The 22,097-nt window shown below is 44.1% G+C and carries 19 protein-coding genes and 1 other annotated feature; of the genes, 7 read left to right on the top strand and 12 right to left on the bottom strand.

The window, feature by feature from the left end; translation table 11 throughout:
* Positions 1-352 precede the first annotated feature (352 nt).
* Together JMF81_RS12205 and JMF81_RS16415 are read left to right on the top strand one after the other, a co-directional pair.
* A complete protein-coding gene (locus JMF81_RS12205) occupies positions 353-1,057 on the top strand; it encodes a Gfo/Idh/MocA family protein (protein WP_243282639.1) in 705 nt (234 codons plus the stop codon).
* A 111-nt stretch (positions 1,058-1,168) separates the two neighbouring features.
* Positions 1,169-1,327 carry a hypothetical protein gene (locus JMF81_RS16415; protein ID WP_243282638.1) on the top strand — a complete coding sequence of 53 codons (159 nt, stop codon included), beginning with the start codon at positions 1,169-1,171 and terminating at the stop codon, positions 1,325-1,327.
* A gap of 173 nt (positions 1,328-1,500) precedes the next feature.
* On the opposite strand, the gene pflA is transcribed toward JMF81_RS16415, so the two are convergent.
* Positions 1,501-2,232: a pyruvate formate-lyase-activating protein gene (gene pflA, locus JMF81_RS12200; RefSeq protein ID WP_201311716.1), complete on the bottom strand. Its 732-nt coding sequence runs from the start codon at positions 2,230-2,232 to the stop codon at positions 1,501-1,503.
* Positions 2,232-4,484, bottom strand: a complete 2,253-nt coding sequence (gene pflB, locus JMF81_RS12195) for a formate C-acetyltransferase (RefSeq protein WP_201311715.1) — start codon at positions 4,482-4,484, stop codon at positions 2,232-2,234. The genes pflA and pflB overlap by 1 nt, the downstream gene beginning before the upstream one ends.
* 245 nt (positions 4,485-4,729) lie before the next feature.
* On the opposite strand from pflB, the gene JMF81_RS12190 reads away from it, so the two are divergent.
* Positions 4,730-5,476: a UTRA domain-containing protein gene (locus tag JMF81_RS12190; RefSeq protein WP_201311733.1), complete on the top strand. Its 747-nt coding sequence runs from the start codon at positions 4,730-4,732 to the stop codon at positions 5,474-5,476.
* A gap of 177 nt (positions 5,477-5,653) precedes the next feature.
* Complete coding sequence (gene treP, locus JMF81_RS12185) at positions 5,654-7,594, top strand: PTS system trehalose-specific EIIBC component (protein WP_201311714.1); 1,941 nt, start codon at positions 5,654-5,656, stop codon at positions 7,592-7,594.
* A 200-nt stretch (positions 7,595-7,794) separates the two neighbouring features.
* Here treP and JMF81_RS12180 read toward each other — a convergent pair whose 3' ends face one another.
* A complete protein-coding gene (locus JMF81_RS12180) occupies positions 7,795-9,150 on the bottom strand; it encodes a citrate/2-methylcitrate synthase (protein ID WP_201311713.1) in 1,356 nt (451 codons plus the stop codon).
* A gap of 152 nt (positions 9,151-9,302) precedes the next feature.
* Here JMF81_RS12180 and JMF81_RS12175 point away from each other — a divergent pair, with 152 nt between their 5' ends.
* Positions 9,303-9,725, top strand: a complete 423-nt coding sequence (locus tag JMF81_RS12175; RefSeq protein WP_243282637.1) for a MarR family winged helix-turn-helix transcriptional regulator — start codon at positions 9,303-9,305, stop codon at positions 9,723-9,725.
* Positions 9,726-9,784: 59 nt separating this feature from the next.
* The gene (locus JMF81_RS16410; RefSeq protein ID WP_243282635.1) at positions 9,785-10,666 is read left to right on the top strand and encodes a PHP domain-containing protein; all 882 of its coding nucleotides are present in this window, start codon (positions 9,785-9,787) and stop codon (positions 10,664-10,666) included.
* A 27-nt stretch (positions 10,667-10,693) separates the two neighbouring features.
* Here JMF81_RS16410 and JMF81_RS12165 read toward each other — a convergent pair whose 3' ends face one another.
* The 7 genes from JMF81_RS12165 to aspS form a co-directional block, all read right to left on the bottom strand.
* The gene (locus JMF81_RS12165; protein WP_201311712.1) at positions 10,694-12,094 is read right to left on the bottom strand and encodes an NAD(P)/FAD-dependent oxidoreductase; all 1,401 of its coding nucleotides are present in this window, start codon (positions 12,092-12,094) and stop codon (positions 10,694-10,696) included.
* A gap of 5 nt (positions 12,095-12,099) precedes the next feature.
* The gene (locus JMF81_RS12160) at positions 12,100-13,032 is read right to left on the bottom strand and encodes an alpha/beta hydrolase (protein WP_201311711.1); all 933 of its coding nucleotides are present in this window, start codon (positions 13,030-13,032) and stop codon (positions 12,100-12,102) included.
* The gene (locus tag JMF81_RS12155; RefSeq protein ID WP_201311710.1) at positions 13,022-13,483 is read right to left on the bottom strand and encodes a DUF523 domain-containing protein; all 462 of its coding nucleotides are present in this window, start codon (positions 13,481-13,483) and stop codon (positions 13,022-13,024) included. Before JMF81_RS12155 ends, JMF81_RS12160 begins: the two co-directional genes overlap by 11 nt.
* A 30-nt stretch (positions 13,484-13,513) precedes the next feature.
* On the bottom strand, positions 13,514-14,344 hold the full coding sequence (gene amrS, locus JMF81_RS12150; protein ID WP_243282633.1) for an AmmeMemoRadiSam system radical SAM enzyme: 831 nt from the start codon (positions 14,342-14,344) through the stop codon (positions 13,514-13,516).
* Between the two features lie 5 nt (positions 14,345-14,349).
* Positions 14,350-15,738, bottom strand: a complete 1,389-nt coding sequence (amrA, locus tag JMF81_RS12145; RefSeq protein ID WP_201311709.1) for an AmmeMemoRadiSam system protein A — start codon at positions 15,736-15,738, stop codon at positions 14,350-14,352.
* 123 nt (positions 15,739-15,861) lie between these two features.
* Complete coding sequence (locus JMF81_RS12140; protein WP_243282631.1) at positions 15,862-16,332, bottom strand: hypothetical protein; 471 nt, start codon at positions 16,330-16,332, stop codon at positions 15,862-15,864.
* 123 nt (positions 16,333-16,455) lie between these two features.
* Positions 16,456-18,201 (bottom strand): aspartate--tRNA ligase, encoded by a 1,746-nt coding sequence (gene aspS / locus JMF81_RS12135; RefSeq protein WP_201311708.1) that lies wholly within the window; start codon positions 18,199-18,201, stop codon positions 16,456-16,458.
* A 111-nt stretch (positions 18,202-18,312) separates the two neighbouring features.
* Positions 18,313-18,551: a binding site (T-box leader), on the bottom strand.
* A gap of 126 nt (positions 18,552-18,677) precedes the next feature.
* On the opposite strand from aspS, the gene nox reads away from it, so the two are divergent.
* Positions 18,678-20,024 carry a H2O-forming NADH oxidase gene (nox, locus tag JMF81_RS12130; RefSeq protein WP_201311707.1) on the top strand — a complete coding sequence of 449 codons (1,347 nt, stop codon included), beginning with the start codon at positions 18,678-18,680 and terminating at the stop codon, positions 20,022-20,024.
* A gap of 52 nt (positions 20,025-20,076) precedes the next feature.
* Here the strand turns inward: nox and JMF81_RS12125 are convergent, their stop codons facing one another.
* Positions 20,077-20,967, bottom strand: a complete 891-nt coding sequence (locus JMF81_RS12125; protein ID WP_201311706.1) for a DegV family protein — start codon at positions 20,965-20,967, stop codon at positions 20,077-20,079.
* Between the two features lie 46 nt (positions 20,968-21,013).
* Positions 21,014-21,961 (bottom strand): tRNA dihydrouridine synthase, encoded by a 948-nt coding sequence (locus JMF81_RS12120; protein WP_201311705.1) that lies wholly within the window; start codon positions 21,959-21,961, stop codon positions 21,014-21,016.
* Between the last annotated feature and the right edge of the window lie 136 nt (positions 21,962-22,097).

The raw sequence follows: 22,097 nt of genomic DNA, 5'->3' as shown, positions 1-22,097 counted from the left end.
AACATTTGTCGTAAACTTTTTCCATAATGCTACCTCCATGGATAGAATTTACGGCATAGCTTCCTGTCTTTTGATATTTTACTGTACGTCCTTCTGCCGCGGTGCGGCTGGACAGATGGTGGTTCAAATGAGGAAGCTCACATTCAGTTTTATAGGCGAGCTGTTGGCTCAAATAAAAATCGAACTTTGCCGTTATCTTTAGTATACACCTGAAACCATGGCAAGTAACTGAAAAGTTATAGCTATGTTTCATTGATGGTGGTGCCAAGTGGCCACGGCATGAAAGTTTCATAGGAAAAAAACCTGCAGCATGTTATGATAGAATCAGTTATTATTTGAAAGGAGTTTTCTTATGAATTTCGGAATCATCGGCTTTGGAAACATCGCCCATAAATTCATTCAAAGCATCACTTCAACAGATGAAGGCAGGGTTACTGCCATCGCCTCCAGGTCCGTTCCTGAAAATGATCCTTACCTGGCAGCACATCCTCAGGTAAAACTTTATCGTGACTATGAAACTCTGCTGCAGGATCCTCAGGTAGAGGCAGTCTATATTGCACTGACGCACAAGTATCATAAAGAATGGATTCTGCGCGCCATGGATTACCACATTCCGGTTCTCTGTGAAAAACCACTCGTCCTTTCTTCCAAAAATGCAGACATCATCCGCACAAAAGGAAAGGACACCGGCACTTACTGTCTGGAAGCTCTCAAGACAAAATTTAATGACGGGTTCCAACATCTGAAAAAAGATCTTCCTCTGATCGGACAAATCCGCCATCTAAAAACTTCTTTTTGTTCTGATGCTTCCGGCATGCCGCCTTCCTGCTTCCTTTTTGATCCGGAACAAGGCGGCGCATTAAATGATATCGGAAGCTACGCACTGGGATTTATCCTTGGTCTCTGTGAGGATCCGATCACAGATGTAAAATCCACCCTTAAAGTCCGGAAAGGAATTGAGGAATATTTTTCTGCGGATCTGGTTTTCTCAGGCGGATATACAGCCTTCGCCGAAGGCGCCATTGACCGCAGAACTGACCGCACAGCTTTGATCTAGGGTACAAAAGGAAAAATTGAAGTCCCTCTTTTTAATCGAATTTCTTCCTACACGATCACACTGCAGGATGGTTCTGTTATAAGACGGGAAAATCCTATCCTGGGTGATGATATGACCATGGAAATCCAGGCTGCAATCCAGGATATAAAATCCGGAAAAACAGAGAACAGCGTCCACAGCCTGGAAGATACAAAAAATATCCTGATATTGTCCGAAAAAATCCGTGAGGCAGCGCAGACGGCAGTTTCTTCATCAATTTCCTGTAATTAAGCGAACATAGTGACGTCTGATACATGATACAGCATAGTGAACAAAAAACGACCGGAAGGAAGATCGGTCGTTTTTGGCTTTGTTTATGTTGTTTTTTGAGTTAGTCTATTCTAACTAAATGTATCATACGATATTTCCTTGACGTTGTCCAGTCATTTATGAAATATTTTTCGTTACTGGAAAATTTTTTCTGCTTTTTTTACCTCTTCTTTTGTGGGCGGCATGATGCCTTCCAGGGAATAGTCCAATCCCATTTCTTCCCATTTTAATGTTCCCAGTGTATGATATGGAAGGATTTCAAATTTCTCTATGGTTTTCAATCCATCCATAAACTGCCTTAGGCCGATCAAACCTTCCCGGTCGTCGGTCAGGCCTGGAACCAGGACATGACGGATCCACATGGGAATCCCCATTTCAGATATTTCCCGGGCCATCGCAAGAATATTATCATTGTCCCATCCGGTCAGATCTTTGTGACGCTGGCAGTCCATCTCCTTCAAATCCAGCATTACCAGATCCGTATATTCCATTAACCTCTTCCATGTTCCATAAAAAGGCTCTTCTTTTGTAAACGGCTGTCCACAGGTGTCCAGAGCCGTATGGATTCCTCTTATTTTGGCAAGCCGGAAAAATTCTGTTAGGAAATCAATCTGCAGCAGGGGCTCTCCCCCGCTGACGGTAATTCCTCCATTTTCACCCCAGTAATTATGATAACGCCAGGCCCTCTCAAGGAGGGCTTCAGGCGTCCATTCTTCTCCGGCTGTTTCACTCCAGGTTTCCGGATTATGACAATATCTGCACCGCATTCGGCATCCCTGCATAAATACTACAAATCGTACACCAGGTCCATCCACCAGTCCAAAGGTCTCCAGCGAATGAATCCTTCCTGCTGCTTTCGTTTTCATTACATTGTCTTATGGCAGGTTCTGGAAATAACATCCATCTGCTGTTCCCGGGTCAGGTCGATGAATTTTACCGCATAGCCAGATACCCGAATCGTGAAGTTTGCGTATTCTTCTTTTTCCGGATGTTCCATGGCATCAATCAGTTTTTCTTTTCCAAAAACGTTGACATTCAGATGATGTGCTCCCTGATCAAAATATCCGTCCATAACACGGACCAGATTATCAATCCGCTCCTTCGCCTCATGTCCGAGAGCGTCCGGATTGATGGTCTGTGTGTTGGAAATTCCATCCAGCGCCCACTCATACGGCAGTTTTGCCACTGAATTTAAAGATGCCAGAAGTCCGTTCTGCTCTGCTCCATAACTTGGATTTGCTCCCGGTGCCAGCGGTTCTCCTGCCTTTCTTCCATCCGGCATGGATCCTGTTGCCTTTCCATAAACGACATTAGATGTAATTGTAAGAATAGAAGTCGTCGGCTCAGATTCTCTGTAGGTGTGATGTTTCTTGATTTTTTCCAGGAATGTCTTTAACAGCCATACTGCAATGTCATCGGCACGATCATCATCATTTCCATATTTCGGGAAATCTCCTTCTGTCTCATATCCTGTAACAATTCCGTCTTCATCCCTGACTGCTTTTACTTTCGCGTATTTAATCGCACTCAGTGAATCTACCGCATGAGAGAATCCGGCGATTCCTGTAGCAAACGTCCTTCTAACTTCTGTATCAATCAGAGCCATCAGAGCTGATTCATAATAATATTTATCATGCATGTACTGGATCAGATTCAGCGTATTCACATACAGATCTGCCAGCCAGTCCATCATGGCATCATATTTTGCCAGCACTTCATCATAATCCAGATATTCAGATGTTACCGGCATATACTGAGGTCCTACCTGCTGTTTTGTCTTCTCATCCACTCCGCCGTTAACCGCATAGAGCAGGCATTTCGCCAGGTTTGCTCTCGCTCCAAAGAACTGCATCTCTTTCCCGGTCTGTGTCGCGGATACACAGCAGCAGATAGCGTAATCATCGCCCCAGATTGGTTTCATTACATCATCATTTTCATACTGCACAGAACTTGTTCGGATGGAAATATCCGCTGCGTATTTCTTGAAGTTTTCCGGCAGTGCGGAAGAATACAGCACTGTCAGGTTTGGTTCTGGAGAAGGTCCCATATTTTCCAGTGTATGGAGAAAACGGAAATCTGTCTTCGTCACCATGGAACGTCCATCTACACCGATTCCTGCCAGATCCAGAGTTGCCCAGACCGGATCTCCGGAAAACAGCTGATTATAAGAAGGGATTCTCGCAAATTTCACCATGCGGAATTTCATGGTCAGGTGATCGATCAGTTCCTGAGCTTGTGTTTCTGTCAGGATTCCTTTCTCCAGATCTCTCTGAATATAAATATCAAGGAAAGTAGCCACTCGTCCAATGCTCATGGCTGCGCCATTTTGTGTCTTGATGGCTGCAAGATATGCAAAATACATCCACTGAATGGCCTCTCTTGCATCTTTGGCAGGTCTTGAAATATCATATCCATAGATTTCCGCCATTTCTTTCATGCCTCTTAAGGCCTTCTTCTGCAGGGCAATTTCCTCTCTCAGACGAATCACATCATCTGTCATGGTTCCGCATCCGCAGTTATTGAAGTCATTTTCCTTTTCTTCCAGGAGAAAATCCACGCCGTACAGAGCCACTCTTCTATAGTCGCCAACGATTCTTCCTCTTCCATATGTATCCGGAAGCCCGGTAATGATCTTGTTATGACGTGCCTTTTTCATTTCCGGCGTATAGGCGTCAAATACTGCTTCATTATGAGTTCTTGCGTACTCGGTAAAGATCTTATGGAGTTCTTCTGACGGCTCATAGCCATAATTGCGGCAGGATTCTTCTGCCATTTTAATCCCGCCAAATGGCATAAACGCACGTTTCAAAGGTTTATCTGTCTGTAATCCGACAATCTTTTCCAGGTCTTTTGTTTCTTCACTTATATATCCAGGGCCGTGGGACGTCAGACCTGATACGATATCCGTATCCATATCCAGCACGCCGCCTTTCGCCCGTTCTTCTTTCTGAAGTTTCTGCAGGATTCCCCACAGGGTATTGGTTGCTTCTGTTGGTCCGGCCAGGAAATTTTCATCTCCATCATATGGTTTATAGTTTTCCTGAATGAAATCTCTCGTATTGACTTCTTCTTTCCAGAGTCTTCCCTGAAAACCTTCCCACTCTTTAAAATATTTCATGACTGCGCCTCCTTTTTCTTTGATTCAATCTTTGCTTCAAAGTTAGTTTTAGCTAACTTTTCTAAGAGTATAACATATTCAAAATTGAATACAATATACGTTTATGACAATTTTTTTCAACTACCTTTTTACTCACATTTTTTCTCATTTGATTTGTAAAATTTTTCTTTTTCTTGAAAGTCTTGTAGTTTTTTTTTTAATATGATATTCTTAGTTGTATAAACAAGTGAAACGAGGTGAAAATGATGGCTGCCGCGAAATATCATCACATCTATGAGATCTTAAGAGAGCGAATTGAACATGAAGAATATCCTCCTACCAGCTTCCTGCCATCTGAACACACTCTGATTGAAGAATTTGACTGTTCCCGCAATACCATCCGGCGCGCCGTCCAGCTTCTTGCAAAAAACGGCTACGTCCAGAGTATCCAGGGCAAAGGAGTCAATATTATTTATCGTCCAAAAGACCAGTCCGAGTTTATACTTGATGGGATAGAGAGTATGAAGGAAGCTGCAAGCAGGAACCAGAAAGATTACACAACAAAGATTATCTGCTTTGCTGAACTGACAGTGGATCAGCATATCCATCAGAGAACCTCTTTCCCTGTGGGTAAGGAAATTTACTATCTTCAAAGGGTCCGTTATTTTGGAGGAACTGCCCTGATCATCGATCATAACTATTTTCTAAAGGATGTCGTAAAAAATCTGACTCCGGAAATCGCTAAAAAATCCATTTATGATTACATGGAACATGAACTTGGAGAGAAGATCGTTACGACCAAACGTCGAATGACGGTAGAACATATCACCCAGATCGATGAAAGATATATGAATATGAAGGATTACAACTGCCTGGCGGTTGTCAGCAGCTGGACCTTCAACGGCGACGGCATAATGTTTGAATTTACACAATCGAGACACCGTCCGGATAAATTCGCATTCTATGAACAGGCACAGCGCCTGAATGACTCTCTTATAAAAGAAGGTATCTGAAAACAGATACCTTCTTTTTATTTCTATCCAAAAAGTTTCTATCCTTTATACAACATACAGTATTTTTGTAAATTTGTTTAAACAAGTGTTGACAAACTTGTCCGGACAAGCTATAATAACAGCATAAAGAAACTTGTCCGTACAGGATGGAACTTATTAAGAAAATGGAGGTAAAATATGGGAAAATTTACTGATGAATGCCGTCAGCTGCTCGAATTAGTCGGCGGTAAAGAAAACATCTCAGCCGTAACACACTGTGTTACGAGAATGCGCTTTGTCCTGGCTGATCCAAAGATCGCAGACGTCAAAGCAATCGAAGCTCTTCCAACGACCAAAGGAACGTTCACACAGGCAGGACAGTTCCAGGTTATCATTGGAAATGAAGTCAGCACATATTACAACGACTTTGTAGCCGTTGCCGGAATCGAAGGTGTCTCAAAAGAGGCGGCAAAGGACGCGGCAAAATCCAATCAGACAAGACTTCAGAAGTTAATGTCTGATCTGGCTGAAATCTTCTCACCATTGATCCCTGCCATCATTACCGGTGGTTTGATCTTAGGTTTCCGAAACATCATCGGTGAGATTTACATGTTTGGTGACGGAACACAGTCTCTGATTCAGACATCCGTATTCTGGAACGGTGTGTACCAGTTCTTATGGCTGATCGGTGAAGCGGTATTCCACTTCCTGCCAGTATCCATTGTCTGGTCTATCACGAAGAAAATGGGTACGACCCAGTCCCTTGGTATTGTCCTCGGTATCACACTGGTATCTCCTCAGCTTTTGAACGCTTACAGTGTTGCTTCCACAGCTGCCGCAGATATTCCATACTGGGATTTCGGTTTCGCTCATGTCAGCATGATTGGTTATCAGGCTCAGGTACTTCCTGCAATCCTCGCCGGATTTACTTTAGTGTACTTAGAGCGTTTCTTCCGCAAGATTTGTCCTGCGGTTGTTTCCATGATCGTTGTACCATTCTTCGCGTTAACATTATCTGTTATGATTGCACATTTCATCCTTGGACCAATCGGATGGACTATCGGTACAGCAATCTCTGATGTCGTAAACGCTGGTCTGACATCCAGCATTAAGAGTCTGTTCGGTGCAGTCTTCGGATTTGTATATGCTCCGCTGGTTATCACCGGACTCCATCATATGAGCAACGCGATCGACCTTCAGCTGATCGCTGACTTTGGAGGAACCACTCTCTGGCCAATGATCGCTCTTTCCAATATCGCGCAGGGTTCTGCCGTACTTGGAATGATCTTCCTTCAGAAACATGATGAAAAAGCAAAAGAAGTATCTATTCCGGCTTGTATCTCCTGCTACCTTGGTGTAACAGAACCTGCAATGTTTGGTGTAAATATTAAGTATGGCTTCCCATTCTTATGTGGTATGATCGGTTCCGCTGTTGCAGGATGCATCTGTGTTACAACAGGTATCACCGCAAATGCAATCGGTGTCGGAGGACTTCCGGGAATCCTTTCCATTCAGCCAAAATACATGCTTTTATTTGCAATCTGCTCTGTTATCGCAATTGTAATTCCTCTGATTTTAACACTGACTGTTGGAAAGAAAAAATATAAAGGCGATACAGCAGAAGAAGAGACAGCCGCAGAGGCTCCTGCTGCAGAGGCTCCTGCCGCAGAACTTCCAGCCGGTGAAGTTCATGAATTAAAAGCTTTTCTTACCGGAAAAGCTGTTCCTATTGAAGAAGTTCCAGATGCTGTATTCTCCAGCAAAACACTTGGAGACGGTATGGCTATCGATCCGGTTAATGATGTATTAACTGCTCCTGCAGACGGTACTGTCACCATCGTTATGGAAGGCAGCAACCATGCCTGCGGACTCCGTTTCGCAAGCGGAACTGAAATCCTCCTCCATATCGGTCTGGACACCGTAGATATGAATGGAGATGGATTTGAACCATTAGTAAAAGTCGGTGACGTTGTAAAAGCCGGTGATCCTCTGATTCGTTTCAGCCAGGAAAAGATCAAAGCAGCCGGCCACCCTGCAATCACAATCATGGTTGTGACAGAAATGGGCGACGCCAAAGAAATCAGCTTCCATACAGGAAATCAGGTAGAAGCGGCTTCTACAGTTATTGCTGATCTTTAAATCAGGATTTACAGACAGCGGCATGACAGGCGGTATTTGATATGCCGCCGGCCGCCTGACTGTTCTATAAATCTGAAAATAAGCGTTTTATGGATTACCCTTTCTTCTATCTCTCCATGAAACGATATCACATTTCAGATTACAAATCAGGCTGCGGCCAGACAAAAGAGAGTCCGGATATTCCGGACTCTCTTTTGCTTTTATCTGTCTTCCAATGGAATGTATTCTTTTTCTTCTCCTATGCTTTTATAGGCCGGCCGTATGATCTTATCCACATTGGTCAGTTCTTCCAGCCTGTGAGCACTCCATCCTACAATTCTTGCCATGGCAAAAATCGGTGTAAACAATTCCAGTGGAATGTCCAGCATACTATAGACAAAACCACTGTAAAAATCTACATTTGCGCTTACACCCTTATAAATATGACGCTCTTTTGCGATCACTTCCGGCGCGAGTTTTTCAATCATAGAGTACAGTCTGAAATCCTCATCCCTTCCTTTGGCCTCAGCCAGCTTCTGAACAAATTCTTTGAAAATCTGGGCTCTCGGATCAGAAATACTGTAAACCGCATGCCCCATTCCATAAATCAGTCCTTTCTTATCAAAAGCCTCCTTATGAAGAAGTTTCTTCAGATATTCCTCCACCTGATCACGATCTGTTACATCTTCCACACTGGAACGCAGATCTTTCATCATTTCTACGACTTTGATATTGGCTCCTCCATGTTTTGGTCCTTTCAGAGAAGACAAAGCCGCTGAAATAACGGAATACGTATCGGATCCGGCAGAAGTTACCACATGCGTTGTGAAAGTGGAATTATTTCCTCCTCCATGTTCCATATGGAGCACCAGAGCAAGATCCAGCACTTTGGCTTCTAATTGCGTAAATGATTTATCCGGTCTTAAAAGCCTTAAGATGTTCTCTGCCATGGAAAACTGTGGATCCGGTCGGTGAATATACAAGCTGTCATCATTTTCATAATGATTGTAGGCATGATATCCGTAAACTGCCAGCATCGGGAATACACTGATCAGCATCAGACACTGGCGCAGCACATTTTCCATTGAAATATCAGAGGCGTTGTCATCATAAGAAGCCAGTGTAAGAATGCTCTTCGTCAGAGAATTCATAATATCACTACTTGGCGCTTTTAAAATAACATCTCTTGTAAAATTTTTCGGAAGCGTCATCCCGGATACTAAAATTTCCCGAAATTCCGCTAACTGCTGCTGATCCGGCAGAATGCCGAACAATAAAAGATACGTTACTTCCTCGAAGCCGTATCTGTCCTGGGAAAGAAATCCTTTCACCAGATCATATATATTATAACCCCGATAGAAAAGCTGTCCCTCACACGGAACTTTTTTCCCATCTACAATTTTGCTTGACTGTATATTGGAAATGTTAGTAAGGCCCGCCAGAACTCCGACCCCTTCCTTATCACGAAGACCTCTTTTTACCCCAAATTTTTCGTACAATTCTTTATCAATCTCACAATGATCACGGCAAACAACTGCCTGACGCTTCAGATAACTGCTTAGGTTCTCTCTCGTCATCTTTCCAGTTCCCTCCTTACGCTGCAAAAGTTGATTTTTATCAATATAATTTTACTCTTTTATTTGACATTTGTCAATCATTGACCTTCTTAAACAAAATGCTATAATAAATGTTAGTCAGATTTCATGATACAAAGGAGGATACGAAATCTATGAAAAACATCTCTGCGCTTATGGAAATATTCCCTGTGGTGCAAAAACTTCTTTTTAACACCATTGATCTGCATTCAGTCAGTTTTACAAGAACCCAGATGCTGATTTTATTTGCCCTTTACAGCAGAGAACATCTGAACATGTCTCAGACTGCGGCATACATTGCCTCTTCCAAAGAACAGACAACCCGGGCTGTTGCTCCTCTGGTTAAAGAAGGATATGTCACCAGATTCCATATGGGAGACAACCGGCGGAAAGTTTACATTCGTCTCACCGAACAGGGACAATCCTTTATTGAAGAAGAACAGCGCCTTGTCAAAGAACGGCTCTCCAGCAAATTTAATATGCTGTCCCTGGAAGATCAGGAAACCTTCCACCACGCAGTCGATGACATTCTGAAAATCCTTAGAAAATTAGAGTAGTCCCGGCTCTTTTTAACACGCGAAACTAATACATCTATCTGCCTTGAAAGGAGAACTTTATGAAAGCCGATTTACACTGTCACACTGTATTATCTGATGGCGCAATGGATATTGACCAGCTCCTGCACTATGCCTCAAGAATTCATCTGGACTATATTGCCATCGCGGATCATGAATCTACTCATTCCATACCTGCGGCCTGCGCACTGGGGGAAGAGCTGAATCTCCATGTGATTCCGGCTGTGGAAATTGCTGCCCGTCACAAAGAAACTGGTATTAATGTTCATCTGCTCTGCTATTATCCGGCGGATACCAAGCGTCTTCAAAAACGCCTGGACAAGGATCTGAAGCTTTTTTCTGATTCTGTGATTCGTTCCTATCAGTCCCTGATGGATGAATATCCCATTACAATGGACCAGCTGTACGAAGCTTCCCGTCAGAGCACCGGCATTTACTATACCCATATCATGCAGGTTTTATCCCTGATGGGATACACCGGCCAGCCCATTGGAGAACTCCACAGGGAGCTTTTCCATCCTGGAAGCCCTCATAAGTTCCAGACGGATTACATGGACGCCATGGAAGCAGTCAGGCTGATTCGTTCCTGCGGCGGAGTCCCGGTCCTGGCTCATCCGGGACAGTACAAAAATCCAATGCTGATGGAAATGATGATCGAGGATCACATGATGGATGGAATTGAACTGAATCATCCCCGCAACGATGAAAAGACCATGGAACAGATCAAGGTTCTGTGCAAAGAACACGATCTTTTTATGACCGGAGGAACCGATTTCCACGGTTTGTATACAACAACTCCTTATCCTCTGGGAAGCTTTCTCTGTCCGGAAGAAGGTCTTGAGCGCCTGATCGATGCAGGAAAGAAAGCCAACGAAGCCTATTACCAGAAAAAAGCAGCAAAAAAAGATCCGGAAGCAGACTGACCGTCTGTCCCGGATCTTTTCCCTTCTTTAGTTCCACTTTTTCAGCAGACTCCTGGCTACACTCAGACCATTGGCTGATGCCTGCTGAAGTCCTCTCGTGACTGAGGCTCCATCGCCGATTGCATGCAGTCCCTGAATGTTCGTTTCAAAATTCTTGTCTACAAGAATCTTATTAGAATAAAATTTAACTTCCACACCATACAACAGTGTCTCATCACTTGCCATTCCCGGTGTCACCTCATCTAAGGCATAAATCATTTCCTCGATATCCTTCATGATCCTGTAAGGAAAAACCAAAGACAGATCTCCCGGCACTGCGTCTTTCAGGGTCGGCGTAATGTTATTTCTTACCAGACGTTCCTCTGTCGTTCTTCTTCCTCTGATAAAATCTCCAAATCTCTGTACAAGGATTTTTCCGTCACAAAGCATGTTGCTCAGCTGGGCAATATGTTTTCCATACTGAATCGGTTCCTTGAACGGCTTGGTAAAATTTTTAGATACCAGCAGGGCAAAATTTGTATTGCTTGTCTTATGATCTTTTGCCTTATAAGCATGTCCATTGACCACTGCCAGACCGTTTTCATAATATTCTGTGGCAACTTCCCCGGATGGATTCGTACAGAAAACCCTTACTTTGTCATCAAAAGTCGGCGTATAATAGACCAGTTTTGCTTCATAGAGACTCTGATTCAATTCTTCCATGATCTCATCTCTCACCTCTACACGGACGCCGACATCAACGGTGCCTACCTGTGTTTCAATTCCATATGTCCGGCAGATATCACTGAGCCATTCCGATCCTTCCCGTCCCACTGCCGCTATGATCTCGTCCGCAAAAAATGTTTCGTCCTGATCTGTTATAACACCTTTAACCTCTCCATCTTCAATCAGAATATCTTTTACCATGGTCAAAAACCGCATTTCCACGCCTCGTTCCAGAAGATGTTTCTGAAGTCTTGCATATATCTTATATCCTTCTTCTGTTCCAAGATGGCGGATTGGGCATTCGATCAGCTTTAAATTTGCCTGAATTGCCTTTTTTCTGATTTTTGCGATCTCATCTTCTTCATTGATTCCATAAACTTTCGTATCTGCTCCAAACTGAAGATAAATCTGATCTGATTCCCTGAGCAGTTCTGTTGTCCGTTCATATCCGAGAATTTCCGGCAGATTTCCCCCTACATCAGGAGAAAGAGACAGTTTGCCGTCTGAAAACGCTCCTGCGCCGGCAAAGCCTGTGGTGATTGAACACGGCTGGCATCCAACACAGACTTTTGTGTCCCTTTTAGGACATTTTCTCTGTTCAATTCTTCTTCCTTTTTCAATCATCAGTATTTTCGTTTCCGGCCGTTTCTGCATCAGTTCATAAGCACAGAAAATCGCAGACGGTCCGGCCCCGATCATAATTACGTCATATTTATTCTTCATTGCTTTCACCTTTCATATCGTTGTATAAAATTTCTGATTCGTCTGCTGCCTTCTTTTCTGTCATAAGAAAAAGCCAGCGCATGCGCAGCCCCATGTACAATATAAAGTTCTTTCTCAGCCGCACATGCCTCATAATTACTGTAAGTCATCCATACCGGCACATATCTGTCTTCATCACCGTGAATAAACAGAACCGGTATCGTATTTTTCCGCATCGCTTCCTGAACAGAGGCGTCCTTCAGGCTGAATCCTGCCGCAATCCGGCAGATGGCATCCAGGAAAAACAGCAGCGGATATGGCGGAAGATGATATTTAGTCTTTACCACATGACGTATGATCTCCCATGGTGACGTGAACCCGCAGTCAGCAATAATTCCCCTGACATTTTCAGGAAGTTTGAGTCCTGCCGCCATCAGCACGGTAGCGCATCCCATGGAAATGCCGCATAAAAACACATTTTTATCTTTGGCTCCCAGATGCTCATTGGCATATCGGATCCATTGTCTGCAGTCGTACCGTTCTTTCACGCCATAGGTTATATATCTGCCTTCGCTCTGTCCATGGCTTCTCTGCCACGGCAGCAAAATATCATATCCGAGATTCCATAAAAAACGCACTTCCGGAACAAATTCAATATCAACTTCCGAATGATATCCATGCATGCATATAATAATACCTTTTGCATTTTTTCTCGGAATATACATGGCCCGGAGTTTCAATCCGTCACCGGATATAATCTCCTGTTTCCTTCCGTGATGCCTTTTCACCCATTTTTGTTCTTCCAGGACAAAATCCAGATACGGCTTCCATTTTTTCTTTCTTCTGACGTCCGGCTGTTTCTTTTTTCTGCAGATCGCATATTGAAAAACAGAAAAAGATGCCGCACCTGTCAGCACGGCGATTCCGGATATGATCTGTCTGATTCTTTTAAAATTCATTGTTTTTTCCTTTCTCACGCAAAGCTTCCAGAAGACCCGGAGTATTTTCTCCAAATACACAGATTCCATGCTCCTTTAAAAGCTTCGCAGTCACTCCATCACCGTTTGTCAATGTCTTTGTAAATGTACCGTCATATATTTTCCCGCTTCCGCAGGACGGGCTCTTTTCCTTTAAGACCGCAAAACGGCATTCATACAGCTTTGCCAGCCTCAACGCTTCCCGGGCCCCCTGCCGGAACTGTTCTGTCACGTCTCTTCCATCTTCCGTTATCACCCTGCTGCCACAGACTTCCGCCGGAACCCGTGGTGTCGGCAGTCCTCCCATGATTTCCGGGCAGACCGGAATCAGATGATATTCGCTCAGAAGATCTGCTATCTTATCTGAACAATTGCTCCCCTGATTATATTTGCACTTTACGCCGAGCAGACAGGCGCTTACCAATCCATTCATTTCTTTCTCCCTCCGGCTGATCCCGCCAGCCTAACAATTTCCTGTGTACACATTTTCCAAATATCTGCCTGCAGTTTCTGCCAGATGGTATACCTGTTCCACGCTGGTCGGTCCCCGGTCCTGCATGTTCCAGTTTGGGAAAAATCTTGTTACATGGAGTACGATCTCTGGATCAACAGAGGCAATCCAGGATGCCATGGCCCTCATTTCTTCTTCTTTGTCGTTTTCTCCCGGGACGATCAGAGTCGTAAGTTCTACATGTCCGTATTCGTTCGCCCTGCAGATAAACTCTTTTACAATTTCTAAAGAGCCGCCGAGTTTCCGATAATATTGTTTCGTAAATCCCTTCAGATCAATATTCCACGCATCAATCAGCGGGAAAATCTCCTCTGTCTCTTCCAGAAAAACAGACCCGTTAGTCACCACTGCCGTTTTTAATCCCTCTTCCCGGCAGCACCTGGCAGTATCCCTCACATATTCATATCCGATCATCGGCTCATTATAGGTAAAAGCGACACCGATATTGCCGTAAGGAACCATCTGCAGCGCTCTTTCACACAGTGCCTGCGGAGAGATATACACGCTCTGTACTTCTTCCTCCCTTTTCATGGATATTTCATGATTCTGACAAAAAGGGCAGGACAAATTGCATCCATAACTCCCCACCGACAAAATGCGGCTTCCAGGGAAAAATTTTCTCAGCGGTTTTTTCTCTATGGGATCCAGGGCAAGGGAAGTGATCTTCCCATAATTGCCGCAGATGACCTTTCCATCTGCATTCTTTCTTGCCCTGCACCTGCCGGTCTGTCCGTCATTCAGCCGGCAGCGGTGCATACATAGATTACAAATTCTCTCACCCATAACCATCACCTGTGTCTGACAACTTCAAACCGCTGCATCTGAACATCCTCATCATCCGCATCGATTCCTGCTTTCTGCTTTGTGATCGCAATCTGTTCCTCTACCGTATCAACGCCTTCCAGATTCGGAAGCAGAAGCCCCCGTTTTCTTCCTTTTGTTATGATCAGTCCGTATTTCTTTACATCCAGCTGATCCGGCGTCTGAATATCTTCCGGAGTTTCCAGCACATCAACACTGTATTCCAGATACGGAAGCTCTTCATAGGCAACTTCCGGAAATCTGCGGTCGCTGACCGCGGCGCTGACTGCATTCTGGATGATCTCTTCCGCCACGGATCCGGTCGTTGGAGCAATGGTTCCGATACATCCTCTGAGCCTTCCATCTTTCTTAAGGGATACAAACACTCCTGCCTTCTTCTCCAGCAGTTCCTGCGGAACATCGTCGGGAACCTCAATCGGCACCCTTTTGATCATATATCCTTCCAGAGATCTTCTGGCCAGACGGACATAAGCGTCTTCCTGCTCCTTTTTCTCTCTCATCTTTTCTCTCTGACGTTCTTCATACTGATCCTTGAAATTCCTGTTTTCATCCGCTCCCTCTGCCCGAAATGTACAGACGCCGTATCCAACGCCAAACGGACCCTCATAAGACAGCGCTTCCGCCTTTACTTTCATCCGGTCCATGGCTCCGGCAAGAATCAGAAAAGAACGGTGGCCGCACTCGCCTGCTTTTTGACAAAAATTCTCCGAAAACTCAAACAATTCTCCAAACTTTCCTCTTCCCATCACTTCCATGATTCTCTTGTCATACTGCGGCCCTTCTTCCTGATATCCATAAGGGCCGTCTTCTTTCAGCCGGTGGGACAAATCTCCGCTTGCCACAATGACTGTTCTTCTTCCAAGCCGTATGGCTGTCTCCTGAATGTACTGTCCTAAAGTGTAATGATCTGCAAAAGACAGACCGGACAGTCCGATACGGACCGTCTGATAATCCGTATATTCCTGATCAATAAAATACAGAGGAATCATCATCCCATGATCCAGCCTGGAATCTCGCTCTCCTAGAGTTCCCGCCATAAAGCCGTGTTCATCTGCCTCGGCGCACAGTTCTTCCACGAAAGCCGTATCATAATTGGTATGAATCCTGACTCCGGCTGCCCGGAACTGTCCAAAATCCCCGCTGGCGTCATATCCCGGTGAAATGTGAAAATAATCTCCATACATAATCGAATGAGGCGTCGTAACAACGATCGTCTCCGGCTGAAGGGCTGCGATCTCTTTCGCTGCCTGATGATAGGCATCGATCGTTTTTTGTATTGCTTTTTCTTCTCCCCGTCCCACTTCCGGAATGATCAGCGGCGGATGCGGGACCATAACTGCTCCTATTACTGCCATAATATACAGCTCCTTCCTCTTTGGATGCTCTTCTGCCTCTGTAATTCGGCAAAAACATCGTTTCTGATATTTCTTCTTACTTCTTATCTTACCATGTTTTTCTTCTCACACAAAATATATTTTCTATTCTCTCTTTCGGATCAGTGGAGTCACAGACACTGCCCCCTGAAGATCTGCAGTAACCGTTCCCGACTCATTTCCTGCCGTCACACGAAATTCCAGCTGTGCCGCCTCATCCCACGCCGCATTGGTCGTAAAAGAAGCTGCTGCAGAAACATTATCCTCATTTCCTGAAATCGAAAATACAGAATAAAGCAGCCCCGGCTGCTGATTAATATAAGGGAGAATCTGAATCCGCTGCTGACTTCCCGTCGTCGCCAGAAATACATAATCTATCAGATAGAGATATCCCGGCTGAAGAACGATCGTCTGATCTTCTTCCAGTGAAATCTCTGTCCCTTTTCGAAATACCTCATAAAATGAAAGATAGTTTCCTGACGGATATCTTCCAATAGTCCCATACTGCGCATAAGATTCAGGACAGCAGGGGGCCTGCGGATTCCTTCCAAATTTTTCACACCAGCATTTTTTCATAAAAAACTCCTTTTTTCTTAGTCTATGAAAACTGCCGGCAAAAGGTCCCGGTTTCCTGACAGGCAGAAAAAGAAAGCAGATCCCTTTCGGTCTCTGCTTTCTTCTCCGTTATATATATTTTCTTTAATCTCTGACTTTAATGTGCACCTCACGGAGCTGCTGCTCTGTGATTTCATTTGGCGCTCCGCACATAAGATCCTGTGCGGTTCCACTCATCGGGAAGGCAATGACTTCCCTGATATTTTCTTCTCCGCGGAGCAGCATGATCATACGGTCAAGTCCCGGCGCCATTCCTGCATGAGGCGGTGCTCCGAACTGGAACGCATTGTAAAGGGCTCCGAATTTTTCTTTTAATGTCTCTTTCTCATATCCTGCGATTTCAAATGCTTTTTCCATGATCTCCATATCATGATTTCTGACAGCTCCGGATGATAATTCCACTCCGTTGCAGACAATATCATACTGATAAGCAAGGATTTCCAGAGGATCTTTTTCATTTAATGCTTTCAGTCCGCCCTGCGGCATGGAGAATGGATTATGTGTAAATCCAAGTTTTCCTGTTTCTTCATCGATCTCGTACATCGGAAAATCATTGATATAACAGAAACGGTATGCGTTTTTCTCCAGCAGATCCAGTCTCTGTCCCAGTTCATCACGAATCTGTCCTGCGAAAAGATTTGCCGCTTTTTCCGGTGCCGCAATGAAGAAAATCGTGTCTCCGACAGATAATCCCGCCAGTTCTGCCAGTTCCATTTTCATGTCATCCGGGATAAACTTATCAATCGGTCCTTTATACTTCATTTCTTCTTTTACTTCCAGATATCCGAGTCCTCCCATTCCGATAGACTGGGCAAATTTTAAAAGTTTCTCGTGCTGTCCTTTGGACAATTTTGCATGTACGTTGATGGCACGTACGGTCTGTCCATGGAACGGTTTGAACGTACATCTCTGGAAAAATTCTGTCACATCCACAATTCTCAGAGGATTGCGCAGATCCGGCTTATCAGTTCCAAACTGAAGCATAGCCTCTTTGTAGCTGTAAATCGGATAAGGCGCTTCTGTAACGACAGATCCTTTTGGAGCGAATTCTTTAAATGCCGCTGTCAGGACTTCTTCGCCTACTTTAAACACGTCCTCCTGTGTTGCGAATGCCATCTCAAAATCCAGCTGATAAAATTCTCCCGGTGAACGGTCAGCACGGGCGTCTTCATCACGGAAGCAAGGCGCAATCTGATAATATTTATCAATTCCGGATACCATCAAAAGCTGTTTATACTGCTGCGGCGCCTGTGGAAGAGCATAAAACTTTCCTTTATATTTTCTGGAAGGAACGACATAATCTCTGGCTCCTTCCGGGGAAGACGCACATAAAATCGGCGTCTGGATATCGATAAATCCGAGTTCTTCCATCTTATCCCTTAAAAAACGAGTTACTTTGGAACGGAACAGAATATTATCCTTTACTTTGCGGTTTCTCATATCCAGGTAACGATATTTCAGACGGACATCCTCCCTGATTTCTTTGGAAGTAGCGATCTCAAATGGAAGATCTCTGTAAACTTTTCCTAAAATATCAATTTTATGAGCTTCTAACTCAATCGTTCCCGTTGGGATTTTCGGATTGTAAGTTTCCTCATCTCTGTGCTGAACCAGTCCTTCGATGGACAGACACTCTTCTTTTCTTACGTTATCCAGAAGGCTTGTATCCCTTAACACTACCTGCATTACACCATACATATCTCTCAGGTCAATGAAGGAAACGCCGCCGTGGTCACGAATATTCTCGACCCATCCGGCAATCTTTAATTCTTCCCCGATATCGGCTTCTGAAATCTGATCCATCGTTCTGGAACGGTATAAATCTGACATCTTAATTCTCCTTTTTTCTATCATCTGTCTTTTATCTTCTTCAGGCGGAGCGTTTTTATTTCACAGGAACAAAGTTCCCTATAAAATAAAAAAGCCCGTCCTGAAATTTCCTTTCAGGACGAACTTGTATGATCCAGTCCGCGGTACCACCTGATTTACTGCTGATACAGTCTCTCTTACCTGTCTGTTAACGCCAGACCTACGTCGCACCTACTTAATCCGCCATAACTGCCGGTGTTCAGATTGATGCTCGGGAGTGTTCTTCGCATGAATTCACTTTGCGGGTTCTCACTGTCCCCTGCTCACTGGAAACGATAATCCATGTTACTTTTCTCCGTCATCGCCTATTGAGTTATTATAATAGAGAAAAAGCTCGTTTGTCAATTAATTTTCCTTATATTTCAATCTTTCTCCTGGTATATTTTCCCTCTTTTGGGCAATACTCTAACCATATTTCAAACGAGGAGGGTTTTCTTATGGCACAAAATATCATTGTCGTAGGCGCCAATCATGCCGGCACTGCGGCGTTAAATACAATTCTTGATTCAGGAAAAGATATCAACGTCACCGCTTTTGACGCAAATTCCAATATCAGTTTTCTCGGATGCGGCATGGCATTATGGATTGGAGGACAGATTTCCGGACCTGAAGGACTATTCTATTCCAGCCGGCAGGCTCTGGAAGCAAAAGGCGCCCACGTTCATATGAATACAAAAGTTTCTTCTATTGACTTTGAAAGAAAGACAATTCGTGCAAAATGTACGACCGGTGACTACTATGAACAGGCATTTGACAAGCTGATCCTCGCCACCGGATCCATGCCTGTCTCCCTTCCAATCGAGGGAATCGATCTTCACAATGTCCAATTTGTCAAATTATATCAAAACGCAGAAGATGTTATCCACAAATTGAAAAATAAAAATCTAAAGAAAATTACCATTATCGGCGCCGGATACATTGGCGTTGAACTTGCCGAAGCCTTCTGCCGCTGCGGGCGGGAAGTTACTTTGATCGACAGCGCCTCTGCCTGTCTTTCTTCCTATTATGATGAACCTTTTTCCCGAAAAATGGAAGAAAATCTGGAACGTCACGGCATCCGTCTGGCTTTCCGTGAAACCGTACAGAGACTGGAAGGACACGAAACCATCCAGAAAGTTATCACGGAAAAAGCTTCTTATGACACCGACATGGCCGTATTTTGTGCCGGTTTCCGTCCCAGCACCAAACTGGGCGACGGCGTCCTGGAAAAATTTGATAATGGCGCTTATCTTGTCAGCCGGCGTCAGGAAACCAGCATTCCTGACGTCTATGCAGCCGGTGACTGCGCCACGGTCTATAATAACGCTTCCCAAAGAACCGATTATATCGCTCTTGCTTCCAATGCCGTCCGCTCCGGCATCATTGCTGCACAGAACGCTCTCGGCGTTCCCGTTGATTCTCCCGGCGTTCAGGGTTCCAACGGCATCAGCATCTGGAATCTGAAAATGGTCAGTACAGGGCTGTCATTAAAAAAAGCCATACGTCTCGGCTATGATGCCGCCTATGTTGATTATGAAGATTATCAAAAAGCTGGATTTTTAGAAACTGACAACCAGAAAGTTATGATCCATATTATTTATGACAAATCTTCCCGCCGGATCCTCGGTGCGCAGCTTTGCTCTGAATATGATATTTCCATGGCAATCCATATGTTTTCCCTGGCTGTCCAGGAACAGGTATCCATTGATACGCTGAAACTATTTGACATGTTTTTCCTGCCTCATTTTAACCAGCCCTACAATTATATTACAATGGCTGCCCTTCAGGCGGAAACCCGTCCATAAAACAGAGCAGAAAAAAACAGCAGGATGACAGCTATCCTGCTGTTTGCCCCGTCTACGATCCTTTGCGGCTCTTTCCCCAGAAAAACAGCGCCACTGTTCCTGGTCCTGTATGACTTCCAATGGTCGTACCTACGTGATTGATTTCTACTTTTCCGTCCAGATTCGGGAATCTTTTTTCAACCAGATCAGCCACAGCCTTTGCGTCTTCTTCACAAGCTGACTGGGAAATATAGCATTTACCGGAATACTCCAGTCCATCGCGGGCATTGGCCTCCATTTTATCGACAATGGCCCGGATCACTTTTCGTTTGGTCCGGATCTTCTGCCGTGGAACCAGAGTCCCTTCCTCTCCCATATTCAGCAGCGGGCAGATGCCCAGAACTCCGCCGACAAATCCGGCCGTTCTGGAAATTCTTCCTCCCTTGATAAAAAAGGTCAGATCCGTTGAGAAAAACCAATGATGCACTTCCAGCTTATGTTCTTCTGCCCATTGATAGACTTCCTCCACCTTTTTTCCCTGATCTCTCAGATCCGCAAGCTTGTCCATCAACAGTCCGTAGCCAGACGATGCGCCAAGGGAATCCACAATATAAATCCTGCGGTCTGGATATTTCTTTTCCAGTTCCTCCCTGGCAATCATCGCTGAATTGATTACCCCGGAAATTCCGGATGACAGACACACATGCAGAATATCTTTCCCTTCCTTTAAAAACGGCTCAAAATATTCTTCAAATTCTTCTGCATTTACCTGCGATGTCTTTGTCTCTGCTCCATCTGCCATTTTCTGATAAAATTCATCAAATGGGATGGATTCTCCCAGATCATCCATATATGGAACCCCATCCAGCTCAAAATGAAAACAGATATATGAAATATCTCTTTCCTCGAAATGTTTCCTGGTTAAATCTGCCGTAGAACAGCAGCTGATTACATATTGACTCATAAGCATGACCTCTTTTCCGTCTGACATTTCTTTTACATCTTATATGTTAGCACAATTCTTCCGCGATGTCCTGTTCCCGAAACAGAGAATCTATGATTTTCTCATATTCCTTCAGCCTTTGAACCTTGCGTATTTTCTTTGCATATTTTTCAGAACCGGTAAATACCTGTATCGGATTCGTCCAGAAATCTTTCATTTTAAATAGAATATTCTTTTCACCGGAAAGATATTCCTGATAATCTCTGTAAATCTGGTCATGCATAGCCCGCAGATCTTTCTTTTCCAGTTTCTTCCCGCTGCGGATCTGCCCTGCCAGGGCAGGATTTCTCAAAATGCCTCTTCCAATCATCACAGCTCCCAGTTTTGGAAACTCTTTGATCAGCTTCTGGTAATCTTCTGCCCGGACAATATCCCCGTTATAACAGACAGGATTTTTGCTCTTCTCCCATCCTGATCGGAAAGCATCCATATGTACCGTTCCATTATAAAACTCTTTCTGCAGCCTTGGATGGATGATCAGTTCATGGATCGGATACCGGTTGTACACTTCCATGATTTCCTCAAATTCTTCCAGATCATAAAGCCCGATTCTCGTCTTCACGGAAATCTTCATATCCAGTTTCTCAAATATTTCAGTAAAAAACCGGTCCAATTCCTCCAGATCTTTTAAAAATCCTGATCCCCTGCCCTTTGTAACTACTGTCCTGGAAGGACAGCCCAGATTCAGATTTACTTCATCATATCCCATATTCCGAAGTTCTTTTGCTGTCTTTATAAATTCTTCTGATTTTCTGGTGAGGATCTGTGGAACCAGGCTGATTCCTTCATTGTGCTCCGGCAGCACATCCTGAAGCTCCCTCGTCCTGAAAATCCTTTTTTTGTTTGGCATGATAAACGGAGTAAAATATTTGTCCATATCACCAAAAAAACGTGCATACGCATTTCGATAAATAAAAATAGTAATGCCTTCCATCGGCGCAAGATAAAATTTCATCTGATTTCTCCTGTTTCCTTTTTTCAAGACTATTATAACCGTTTGTCATCTCTTTTCCAACTTACGATAAATATCTATACATTCTCAAAAATATGTGGTATGATTTTCAACAGTGTGTCCGCGTCAAAACGACACT

It is taken from the genome of Anaerostipes butyraticus, from assembly GCF_016586355.1.
Taxonomy (GTDB): Bacteria; Bacillota; Clostridia; order Lachnospirales; family Lachnospiraceae; genus Anaerostipes; species Anaerostipes butyraticus.
Note: the sequence above shows the minus strand (reverse complement) of the source record. Positions and strands in the feature narration are given on the sequence as shown.